Annotated in this window: 14 protein-coding genes; 9 read left to right on the top strand and 5 right to left on the bottom strand. The window is 58.0% G+C overall.

All coding sequences use genetic code 11. From position 1 onward, the window contains the following. Positions 1 to 5: 5 nt before the first annotated feature. From grxD to AB4090_RS11000, 5 genes are read right to left on the bottom strand one after another with little or no spacing between them, the layout of a single operon-like run. Complete coding sequence (gene grxD / locus AB4090_RS11020) at positions 6 to 326, bottom strand: Grx4 family monothiol glutaredoxin (RefSeq protein ID WP_369573927.1); 321 nt, start codon at positions 324 to 326, stop codon at positions 6 to 8. Between the two features lie 29 nt (positions 327 to 355). Beyond that, the gene (locus AB4090_RS11015; RefSeq protein ID WP_369573926.1) at positions 356 to 598 is read right to left on the bottom strand and encodes a BolA family protein; all 243 of its coding nucleotides are present in this window, start codon (positions 596 to 598) and stop codon (positions 356 to 358) included. Between the two features lie 43 nt (positions 599 to 641). Beyond that, entirely contained in the window at positions 642 to 1,478 is an 837-nt protein-coding gene (locus AB4090_RS11010) for an ABC transporter permease (RefSeq protein WP_369573925.1), read from the bottom strand. A gap of 1 nt (position 1,479) precedes the next feature. After that, on the bottom strand, positions 1,480 to 2,889 hold the full coding sequence (locus AB4090_RS11005) for a peptidylprolyl isomerase (RefSeq protein WP_369573924.1): 1,410 nt from the start codon (positions 2,887 to 2,889) through the stop codon (positions 1,480 to 1,482). After that, positions 2,889 to 5,054: an LPS-assembly protein LptD gene (locus AB4090_RS11000; RefSeq protein ID WP_369573923.1), complete on the bottom strand. Its 2,166-nt coding sequence runs from the start codon at positions 5,052 to 5,054 to the stop codon at positions 2,889 to 2,891. The genes AB4090_RS11005 and AB4090_RS11000 overlap by 1 nt, the downstream gene beginning before the upstream one ends. 29 nt (positions 5,055 to 5,083) lie before the next feature. Between AB4090_RS11000 and AB4090_RS10995 the strand changes: the two genes are divergently transcribed. The 9 genes from AB4090_RS10995 to lptB are packed head-to-tail and all read left to right on the top strand — an operon-like array spanning position 5,084 to position 10,723. Further along, complete coding sequence (locus AB4090_RS10995; protein ID WP_369573922.1) at positions 5,084 to 6,085, top strand: aminoglycoside phosphotransferase family protein; 1,002 nt, start codon at positions 5,084 to 5,086, stop codon at positions 6,083 to 6,085. Further along, complete coding sequence (locus AB4090_RS10990) at positions 6,070 to 6,741, top strand: nucleotidyltransferase family protein (RefSeq protein WP_369573921.1); 672 nt, start codon at positions 6,070 to 6,072, stop codon at positions 6,739 to 6,741. The genes AB4090_RS10995 and AB4090_RS10990 overlap by 16 nt, the downstream gene beginning before the upstream one ends. Continuing rightward, positions 6,731 to 7,168: a hypothetical protein gene (locus AB4090_RS10985; protein ID WP_369573920.1), complete on the top strand. Its 438-nt coding sequence runs from the start codon at positions 6,731 to 6,733 to the stop codon at positions 7,166 to 7,168. The genes AB4090_RS10990 and AB4090_RS10985 overlap by 11 nt, the downstream gene beginning before the upstream one ends. Positions 7,169 to 7,196: 28 nt before the next feature. Next, a complete protein-coding gene (locus AB4090_RS10980; RefSeq protein WP_369573919.1) occupies positions 7,197 to 7,460 on the top strand; it encodes a hypothetical protein in 264 nt (87 codons plus the stop codon). Next, positions 7,453 to 8,439, top strand: a complete 987-nt coding sequence (locus tag AB4090_RS10975; RefSeq protein WP_369573918.1) for an SIS domain-containing protein — start codon at positions 7,453 to 7,455, stop codon at positions 8,437 to 8,439. Before AB4090_RS10980 ends, AB4090_RS10975 begins: the two co-directional genes overlap by 8 nt. After that, a complete protein-coding gene (locus AB4090_RS10970) occupies positions 8,436 to 8,966 on the top strand; it encodes a KdsC family phosphatase (protein WP_369573917.1) in 531 nt (176 codons plus the stop codon). Before AB4090_RS10975 ends, AB4090_RS10970 begins: the two co-directional genes overlap by 4 nt. Continuing rightward, positions 8,963 to 9,508 carry an LPS export ABC transporter periplasmic protein LptC gene (gene lptC / locus AB4090_RS10965; RefSeq protein ID WP_369573916.1) on the top strand — a complete coding sequence of 182 codons (546 nt, stop codon included), beginning with the start codon at positions 8,963 to 8,965 and terminating at the stop codon, positions 9,506 to 9,508. Before AB4090_RS10970 ends, lptC begins: the two co-directional genes overlap by 4 nt. Then, the gene (gene lptA, locus AB4090_RS10960) at positions 9,498 to 10,001 is read left to right on the top strand and encodes a lipopolysaccharide transport periplasmic protein LptA (protein WP_369573915.1); all 504 of its coding nucleotides are present in this window, start codon (positions 9,498 to 9,500) and stop codon (positions 9,999 to 10,001) included. The genes lptC and lptA overlap by 11 nt, the downstream gene beginning before the upstream one ends. Beyond that, positions 9,998 to 10,723 carry an LPS export ABC transporter ATP-binding protein gene (gene lptB, locus AB4090_RS10955; protein WP_369573914.1) on the top strand — a complete coding sequence of 242 codons (726 nt, stop codon included), beginning with the start codon at positions 9,998 to 10,000 and terminating at the stop codon, positions 10,721 to 10,723. Before lptA ends, lptB begins: the two co-directional genes overlap by 4 nt.

Genomic DNA, 10,723 nt, shown 5'->3' with positions numbered 1-10,723 from the left:
GTGCGTCAGCCCTGTGCTTTGCTCACCAAACTCTGCAGCTCACCTTGCTGAAAGAGGTCGGCCATGATGTCGGCACCACCCACGAATTCGCCACTGATATAGAGCTGCGGGATGGTCGGCCAGTTGGAGAACTTTTTGATGCCATCGCGAATCTGCGGATCGGCGAGAACATCGACGGTAAAAAGCTCTTTCACACCGGCCTGCTGTAAGAGCTGCACCGCACGCGCCGAGAAGCCACACTGTGGTGCCCGTGGATTACCCTTCATGTATAGGGTGACGGGGTGTTTCTGAACCTGGTCTTTGATGATGTCTTGGATGTCGGCCATGGGATACCTCGTGAATTGGCTGAAAGGGTTTAGGGGCGGCCTGCGACTTCGCTGGGGCTCAAGGTGCGTAACTGCAGGGCGTGAATTTCCTCGCGCATACGCTCGCCCAGGCAGGCATAGACCTGCTGGTGGCGCTTGACCAGAGTTTGGCCCTGAAACTGCTCGGCAATGACGACGGCCTCAAAATGAGCGCCGTCATCACCAAAGACTTGCACTTGAGCACCGGGTAGCCCGGCCTCAATAAGGGAACGGATAGTATCTGCTTGCATCATGTCGCTATCTTACCTGAAAAGATCTTGCCTGTGATCCCGTTGCTCACGGGCGTAGTTTGTAACCACTGGCGAGCAGACGCCATGCGACGGCAGAGCTCACCAGGAAGAAGACCAGCGCGACGGCAAGGGAGGCCCAAACGGAAACGTCCGCGTCACTGAAGAATCCGTAGCGAAAGCCATCAACAATATAAAAAAACGGATTGAACATCGACAGCTTGCGCCAGATGCCTGGTAGCGATTGCACCGAGTAAAAGACCCCGGCCAGGAAAGTCAGCGGCATGATGAGAAAATTCTGGAAGCCGGCAATCTGGTCGAACTTCTCTGCCCAAAGCCCGGCGACAATACCGAGCGCTCCCATGCCGCCAGCACCGAGTACGGTAAACACCAAAATCCAGAGGGGATGCTGCAGGGGTAAATGTAGAAAAAGCAAGGCCAGTAACAAGATGGCTAGCCCTACCGCGATGCCGCGCACGATGGAAGCTGCGGTCATGGCGATAAATATCTCCGTTGGCCGCAAGGGACTGAGCAGGAGAAAGATGATATTCCCCGTTACCTTGGCTTGGATCAGGCTAGAGGAGCTGTTGGCAAAGGCATTTTGTAATACCGACATCATCATCAGGCCGGGAACGATGAAGGCGATGTAAGAGACCCCAGGATAAACATGGATGTGGCCACCGAGGGCGTGACCAAAGACCAAAAGGTAGAGCAGAGTAGTGACCAAAGGCGCGGCAATGGTCTGCAACCACACCCGGGTGAAGCGCAAAACTTCTTTGCGCAGCAGGGTCCAGGTGGGGGTCCAGGCAATGGCCGGTAGGGCGCGGTGCCCAAGTAAGGATTCTGGACTTGCCGGCTGCTTGCTGGTGGAAAGGGCGTTGCTCATCTCAGGTATTGCGGATGCGTAGATCCGGATCGAGAATTTCCACATAGGCCCCATCACGGATACGTCGCTGCCATTCTTCCATGCGCTCGCGCACCGTGCGGTTGAAGAGCTGCATACGTGCCACGGATTCGAGCTGGGTATCGCTCAGGGCAGACTGTCGTTGTCCCTGTGACTGCAATATATAGATAGCGTTTCCGACCTGCACCGGGGCACTCACATTGCCTACGGGTAGGCTCATCAGGGCACGCTCGAGTTCATCCGGCAGACCTCCGGGAGCCACCCAACCGAGCTCACCACCCTTGGCGGCACTGGCACTGTCCTGGCTGTAACGCTTGGCTAATTCACCGAAATTCACGCCTGATTGCAGACTTGACTCGATGTCCTTGGCCTGCGATTGCGCCTCTTGTTCCTGGATACCTTTGCCCGCATGCAGGACGATCATGGCGGCCTTGACCTCGGTTACCGAGGGTTCTTGATGCTTGACATCAAGGAGCTTAAAAATGTGATAGCCGGTTGCGCTGGGTATGATCGAACTGATGTCGCCGGGCTTGAGTTTGAGCAGGGTTTGACTAACGCTATTAGGCAGCTCGGCGGCCTTGACCCAACCCAGTCGCCCGCCTTGCAAGGCATCGCGGGCGGCACTGACCTCAGTTGCCAAGCGGGTGAAGCTCGCGCCGTTTACCAGTTGCTCGTGTACCTGCTCGGCATCGCGACGTACAGTGCTTACCGCATCGGGAGTCGGGTCACCCGGCAGTGGCAGGAAAATCTGCTGTAATTCAAAGCTCAGGCCAGCTGTTTGCTTGATCTGGCGGGCGAAAGTCTGAATCTCGTCCTTGCCCAGGTGCACGCGTGCCTCGACTTCCTGCTGCTGCAGGCGATCGACGAGGATACGCTCGCGCAAGTTGCGCTCAAAGGCTGACCACGACTGTCCTTGCTGGGTTAATGCCGCGCGCAGCTGGTCGGGGCTCAAATTGTTGCTGCGGGCGATATTCGCAACGGCCTGATCGAGAGTGGCTTGGTCGACGTCGATGTCCATGCGCTTGGCCATCTGTACTTCAATATCCTGCAAGATCATTTGTTGTAAAACCTGGCGACGCAGAATGTCATCGGGCGGCAGTTGTTTGGGATCCTGTTGCTGCAATTGCGCCTTGATGGCGCTTACCCGCTCATCTAGTTGCAGCGAGGTGATGATCTGCTCGTTGACCACGGCTACTACCTTGTCGAGGTAGTCGAGGTTCTGCGGCAGGGGGGCGGCTTGCGGGGCCACCGTGGAGCGGGCAGAAAAGACCCTTGACGGCGGCGTTGTTGGCGCAGCTAGGAGCGTATCCCGGTTGACGAAGGGCGTTGCGGCCCAGGCAGTACAACTGCTGGCGATGACGGCGAGGAAAAGGGTAGAGCGGTATCGAGACATCAGAACTCCATGCTGGCGCCGGGCACATATTGATCGAGGAAACCGTTGGAACTGTTACCAATACTGGTCAAACCACGCAGCACGATTTCCAGATAGACGGCGTTGTTCGTTTGTCCCCCCAGCAAAATCTGGTGAAACATCATCAGTTGAGCCGTCCAGCAGCCACCATCATAGCCGATCCCGACTAGCTGCTCCAAGGGTTTGTTATCTTGCACGTCGTACTGGTAGCTGCCCAAGATGCGCCATTGCTTTGCAATGGGGAGCGCCGCAGAGACGCCGGCCTGATCGACAAAGTTGTGTGTATAGCGATAGTCGAGATTGAGGACCGTGCCGTTGTGAGCTAGCCATTGCGCACGGAAATCCATGCGCTCGAAGCGTTGCCAGTCGGCATTCGTTTCCGAACTGGCGAGGAAGTTCAAATTAGCAAGGGGTGAATATTGTGCTTGCCAGAAGTAATTGGAACGGGCGTTCTGCGCCACGATGTTGCCGGCGAGGTCGATCTGCTGGCGATTGAAATAGTGAATCTGGCCGATAGCCGCGCTCCAGACCTCCCGCCCATTGGGATTGTAACCTGTGCCTTCTAGCCCGTACGTGAGCTGGTTGGCGGCATTGATGCGATCACTACCGTCAAACAAAGAGTTATCGGTGAAAATCGAATTGTAATTTTGGAAGGGAACGCTGCCATCAAAATTTGGGATCTGGTTTTGTGCCTGGAGGGGAATGAAGAGGTATTTGAACAGCGGATGGAGGACGATGCTGCTGCCGCCGCTGCCATCGCGCACAAAATTCAGGCCGCCACGTAAGCTCAATGCCGGTAGGCTGCGATTGCTGACCCGGTCATAGGGGCCGTTACGCTGGATTTGATAGTGGCTGTAATAAAGCCGTGCCTGCGGTTCCAGATAGCCCCAGGCGCGGCTCCATTTCCAGCCAATGGTGGGGGTGAGGTCGAGGCGCTGGCCTATGGGGCCAGTGCTGGCGTAAAAATAGTTGAAATTGCTGCGCCAGTCGACATAACCCGTCTTGCCCAGACGCCAGTAGCCATTGGCATAGACGTAGGGCAACTGGGCGTACGGCACCGCGCCGCCTAAGGCCAGCTCCTGATAGCCCTGCAGCATCACTCCCGCTTGTAGATGTTGATTGCCATAAGTGATGGCGCCGGTGGATGTCAGATAGGGGGCATTGCCTACGCCACCAATGTAGCCACCACTGAAGCCGGTGACACCCGCCAAATCGGCGAGAAAGTTGCGATAGCTCACACGGTTGTAATTGACCGAGAGGCCAAATCCATCACCCAGGTTCTGCTGGTGTTGCCAGGAAACCGCCCAGACGTTGCTGCCAGTCAGTTTGTCGTGGGGGAGCAGATCAAGCAGTAATTTCCCGCTGTAGTCAGGTTCCAGATAACGAAACTGGTTTTGCAGTAGCACGCCGCGCTTGGTCAGGCCCTCAACGGTGAGGGTGTCGTCCAGATTGCTGGCGATGTCGAAGTAATAGGGGACACCCAGGGTGAAGCCGTTGATGGTGGAGCTGCCGATGGTGGGTGGCAGAAAACCCGAGTGCCGCTGCAAAGGAAAGCTGAGATAGGGCAACCACAGGATGGGCAGACCATACACGTTCAAGGTGCTGTTGTAGGTGGTAATGTATTGCTCGTTTTGGTTGAGATCCAGTTGCCCGCTGGTTATTTGCCAAGCGGGCACACGCCCGTGACAGGTCGTGTAGCAGGCCTCGTTCAGAAGATAGTGATTTTTACTCAATTCCCGACCGCTCAGGGCATGCCCATGTCCGTCTTGACTGGGCAGCAGAAAGCGAGGGTGGAGAACGATCCCTTGATTACTGTGGATCTTCAGAGTGGCCTGTGGCGCATTGGTGACGATTCCGGGGCTGACCAGATGCACTTGCCCTTTGGCGATGATCTCGTCCTTTTTTTCGTCGTAATGCGCCTGATTAGCGTAGAGGCGGCGATTGCCGTAGAGCACTTCGACATTTCCCGTGGCGGTCCATTGGCCGCTGCCCACCCCTTGAATCTGATCAGCATAGAGGGTGACGGGACTATCCTGTGCCCAGGCAGGCACAGCCACAGCAAATAACATCGCGGCTGCGCAGGTCAGGGACCGGCGCCGCGGGCGAAACCGGCCTACGGCCATCATGCGTGTCCCGGGGCTAGGCATAGGTGCGTAAAATCGCACAGAATGCGCGCATGTCGCAATCTCCAAGTGACGTTCCGCAGTTCGACCCCGCCGCAGAGCGATTTCTCCGCGCACAGGGTGTCGAGCCTGCGGCGCTGCAGTCCATCCCCGGCGATGCCAGTGCGCGCCGGTACTGGCGTGCGTCTGCGGGGCGAGTCCTGGCGCAAGTGCCGGAGGCGAGCGAGTTACTGCCATTCCTCCGCGTGCAGCGCCGCTTTGCCGCAGCGGCCCTGCCAGTGCCAAAAATCTTGGCGGTTTCGCTGCAACACCGTCTGCTATTGCAGGAGGACGTTGCGGTGCAGGATCTAAAGGCGTCTCTGGATGGGGGAGAGCCCGCAGACGAGGTATTCGCACGGGTGTTTCCCCTGCTGCTTGGTCTAGCCGCGGCCACGCAAGATTTTTGTCTCCGCCCGCCGTTGCCACCCTACGATGCGGTGCGTCTACTGCAGGAGCTGTCGCTCTTCCCCGATTGGTATCTGCAACGGCATCTCGGTATCTCGTTGGATGCGGGAGAGCAGGAGCAGCTCGGCACCTTGTTTCACGAGCTGATTGGCGCAGCGCAGCAGCAGCCGCAAATCTGGGTGCACCGCGATTTTCACGCCCGCAATCTGCTGGTACGGGCAAACGGCGATGTGGTGATGATCGATTTTCAGGACGCGGTAGTGGGGCCGTGGACCTATGATCTCGCCTCTTTGCTTTGGGATCGTTATTGGGACTGGGGTCGAGCACGGCGCAGCGAGTGGATAGAGCTGTATCGTCAACAGTTACGCACGCGAGGATTCCGTGTCCCCGGGGTAGAAGAATTCCGCCATCAGGTCGAGACAGTTGCTCTGCAGCGCAATCTGAAAATTCTTGGGATTTTCTGCCGTCTGGCCTATCGCGATGGCAAAAGCGCCTATCTGGAGTTTTTGCCCCGTTTCTGGGCCTATGTCGAAGATCTCCTCGCTGGGCAGATCTCTTGGCAGAACTATGTACCCATGTTTCAGGCCTGGTCTCCATGCACCAAGCGGTAATTCTGGCAGCGGGACGGGGTGAGCGTCTGCGTCCGCGTACCGACTATCTCCCCAAGCCCTTGTTGAGCGTTGCTGGACGGCCTCTCATTGTCCATCATCTGGACAATTTGGCTGCTGCCGGGGTGGAGCGGGTATTCATCAACTTATCGCATTTGGGGCCCCTGTTGCCGCGATTTCTTGGTCGCCAGTGGCAAGGCATGGCCCTAGAGTATAGTGATGAAGGCGCACAGCGCTTGGAGACCGGTGGTGCCCTGATTGCGCTGCGGGAACGTCTCGGTAACCTCCCATTTTTGCTGCTCAATGGCGATATTTGTACGGAACATCCCTTGCCAACGCTCTTGGCTGAAGAACCAGGCCTGGTCTTGGTGGCCAACCCCGCGCATCACCCGCAGGGAGATTTCGCTATGCAGGACAGAAGGGTTGCCTTATCTACCCTGGGCACGCCGACTTACACCTACACTGGCTTGGCTTTTCTACACGGTGCTTGGTTAGAGAATTTTCCGCCTGGCCCTGCCCCTTTGCTGCCATGGCTACGGCAATGGATCGCTGAGCGCCGTCTGCGCGCCTATCAGCAGCAAGGCTATTGGTGTGACGTGGGCACGCCCGAGCGCTTGCAGGCCGCACGCCTGCACTATGGAGGAATAGATGGCCTTTGACGAAGCGGAAGTAACGTTTCTGGTGCAGCCGGGTGCCACGCAGGTGCAAGAGTGGCGTGAACACTGGTTGACGCTCATGGACTTGGCGCTGTGGGGAGAATTGAAAAGCAGCAAAATTGGTGCGTTGGGAAAACTGCGGCGGCGTCTGTTGGAATGCGGAGAAAAATTGCGTTCCTACAGCGCGGATCGTTCCTGGATTCCGCACCCACGCGAGCGGATCAAGAATTGTTTGAGCAGTGGATTGCAATTGCGTGAGAGCCTGGAGAAGGTCTCTGAACTTTTGGACCAGATGGAGTCGGGTGCGGCACTCGTGCCTTTGCGCAGCTTATGGGATAATCTGGCCGAAAATTTGCTTGCCGATCTCCAAAAACGTGAGGAGCGGCTGGTAGCGCTTCTGAATACACAGTATGGGGAAGAGATCGAGTGAGAGAAGCCGTATGCGGGTGTGAGGGTCGATGAAGATCATTTACGCACTCATTTTTCTTGGCGCGGTTGCCTTGTTTGCTTTGTTGTTTTGGGCAGATCGCCCGGAGATCTTTGCGGGCAGCCCGCAGGATGGATCGGCGGGCTGGTATCGTCAACACCCGCAGCACTTGGCAGCAGAGAATCTCAAATGCTGGAAACTCTTGCAGCAGAGCTCATTCGCCGATGTGGAGCGGGTGATGGCGCAGCACCCGGAGTGCCATCGTGCCTATGAAGCGAGCATAAGCAATGACTGAGCCAACGCTCGACCGCGAAGCCCTCTTGCGCAGTGGTCGCGAGACGCTACGCTTAGAGCGCGAGGCCCTGGAGGCCCTTGAGGCGCGGCTCGACGAGCCCTTCGTCCATGCCTGTCAGTTGCTGCTTGCCTGCCATGGGCGCATCGTCGTCAGCGGCATGGGAAAATCCGGGATCATCGGTAAAAAAATTGCCGCCACCCTGGCGAGTACGGGCAGCCCCGCCCTCTTTCTGCATCCGGCCGAGGGCAGCCATGGCGACCTCGGTATGCTTACTCAGGACGACCTGCTACTTGCCTTGTCGAACTCTGGCGAAACCGCCGAGTTGCTTGCCATTCTGCCGGTAGTCAAGCGCATGGCGGTGCCGCTCATCGCCCTTACGGGCAACGCAGACTCCACCTTGGCACGACGGGCCGACGTGCATCTCGACTGTGCGGTGGCGCGCGAGGCTTGTCCCCTCAACCTGGCGCCTACCGCCTCGACCACGGCGAGCCTCGCCATGGGTGATGCCCTAGCCATGGCCTTACTTACGGCGCGCGGTTTTTCCGCCGATGACTTTGCCCTTTCTCATCCGGGGGGCGCCCTGGGCCGTCGTTTGCTGCTGCGGGTAGAGGACTTGATGCGGCGCGGCACGCAACTGCCGCGGGTGCGGCTCGCTACGCCATTGCACGAAGCGATCCTCGAGATCAGCGGCAAGGGCATGGGCATGACCACGGTAGTGGACGACGACGACCGTTTGCTCGGTATCTTTACCGATGGCGATTTACGCCGCGCCTTCAGCGAGCGCCAAGACCTCTGGGGTCGCCCGATGGCCGATTTTTATCGGCCTAAACCACTGTGTATCAGCGCCGATGCCCTGGCAGCGGAGGCGGTGGCACGTATGGATGGCGAGCGCGTGACGGTGTTGCTGATTGTCGATGGGGAAGGGCAGCTTGAGGGCGCCATCACCATGCACGATCTCTTGCACGCGGGGGTAGCATGAGTGATTTCCGTGCGCGTTGCGCCCGTTTACGGCTGCTAGTCTTGGATGTCGATGGCGTGCTCACCGATGGGCGCCTGCTCTTTGATGCGGAGGGGCAGGAAAGTAAGGGTTTTCACGTGCGTGATGGACATGGCATTCGCCTCTTGCAGGACTGTGGCATCGAGGTCGCGTTGATTACCGCGCGCTACTCCCAGGCCCTCGCCCACCGCGCGCGCGATCTCGGCATCCAGCGCGTCTATCAGGGGAGCGTGGATAAGATCGTTGCTTATACCGAGTTGCTGTTTGCCACCAATCTGGGCGATGAAGAAGTCGCATATATGGGCGATGACCTGATTGATCTCGCCATCCTGAGTCGCGTTGGGCTTGCGGCGGCCCCAGCGGACGCGCACCCGGAGGTCCTTGCCCGCGCCCATTGGGTAGCGCAGCGCAATGGTGGCATGGGCGCAGTGCGGGAACTGAGTGAGGAGATTCTCCGCGCGCAGGGGCATTGGGATACCATCGTGGCGCGTGCCTTGGGCCAAGCATGAGCCTGCGTCTGCCCACGCTCCTGCTGCTCGCCCTACTGGGTGCAGGGTTGTTGTGGTTGACTTGGCCAAGGCAGGCCATACCTTTTATTTCCGTGGATTGGCACGGGGGCATCCAACGCGGCGATCAGGCCGCCAGCGATGTCGTCTTGCGCGAGTATGACGCGCAGGGACAACTGCAGTTGCTCGCGCGGGCGAAGAATGCGTACCATCTGCCCGCAGGAAATCAGACCTTTCTCAATGGCCTCTCCCTAGAACGCTTCCGCGCGCAGGGTAATCTTTCGCTCCAGGCAGAGCACGGGCTCCTGCGCAACGGTGATCAAGAATTGCTGGCTTGGGGACAGGTATTGGCGACCTTGGCGCCTGATAGCACTCTGCGTACGGAGAAGTTGCGTTATGACCCGAAGTCCGGAGTGATCGATAGTCAGGATCCAGTATTTCTGACTCATGGTCGCAGCACACTGCAAGGAGTGGGGCTGTGGGCATCGGTAAAATCGGAGCAATTTCGCTTGTTGCGTCAGGTGCGAGGGACCTATGTACCGTAATCGCTGGCTATTTCTTCTTGTTACCTTCATTCCGCTCTCGGTTTGGGCGGCGGACGCGTCTGATGCGGCGTTGGGTAAAGGTCCCATCCACATCGCTGCTGATGCGCTGCAGGGGCAAAATAAGCCTATACAGGAAGCGATTTACACCGGCAATGTCGTCATGCAGCAGGGCGACCTCGTGATCCATGCCGCACAGCTGACCATCCACGCCCAGGCCGGGAAGGTCGAAAAGGCAGTGGCCACCGGCAACCCCGTCAGCTTTACTATGTCGAGTGCGCAGCGCCATGGCTATGGTCAAGAGTTGAGCTATGAACCCGGCAGTGGCCGTATCGTCCTGACTGGGGACGCGCATCTCTGGCAAGGAAAAAATGAGGTGACTGGCAACCAAGTGATCTATCTCCTGCAAAGTCAGCAAACGGCGGTAACGGCCAGTGCTGGCCAGCGTGTACGCTCGATTTTTTATCCGAGCAAGGGTAGTAGCGATAAGCCATGACGGCGCAGTTACGAGCGGAGTCCCTGGTCAAGCGCTTTCGCCGGCGTACCGTAGTGCGTGGGGTCTCGGTAGAGGTGAAGGCCGGCGAGGTGGTTGGCCTCTTGGGGCCGAATGGCGCGGGCAAGACCACCACATTTTACATGATGGTGGGTCTGGTACGGCCGGATAGTGGTCATATCTTCCTCAATGAGCAGGATATCGGCAGCCTGCCCATGCACCAACGGGCGCGCATGGGGCTTGGTTACTTGCCCCAGGAACCATCGGTATTTCGCCAGCTCAGTGCGGCCGATAATATCCTGGCGGTTCTCGAACAATTGCCTATTCGTGCAGAAGAGCGACAGGAGCGCCTCGAGCAACTGCTTGCTGAGCTGCACCTGCAGAATTTGCGTAACACTCGAGGGCAGAGTCTCTCGGGCGGAGAGAGGCGGCGAGTAGAAATTGCCCGTACCCTGTCCATGAGCCCACGCTTCGTTCTTCTTGATGAGCCCTTTGCCGGTATCGATCCTATCTCGGTTATCGAAATTCAGCAGTTGATTCAGGGCTTGAGCGAGCGTGGCATCGGTGTGCTGATCACTGATCATAACGTACGCGAGACCTTGGGGATTTGCCAGCGCGCATATATCCTGCATGATGGTCAGGTTCTCAGCTCCGGCAGTCCGCAGGATCTCATCGACAACCCCGCTGTGCGCGAGGTGTATCTGGGAGAGCAGTTCAAAATCTGA

Origin of the sequence: Acidithiobacillus sp. IBUN Pt1247-S3, assembly GCF_041146875.1 — a bacterium.
Lineage (GTDB): Bacteria > Pseudomonadota > Gammaproteobacteria > Acidithiobacillales > Acidithiobacillaceae > Igneacidithiobacillus.
Note: the sequence above shows the minus strand (reverse complement) of the source record. Positions and strands in the feature narration are given on the sequence as shown.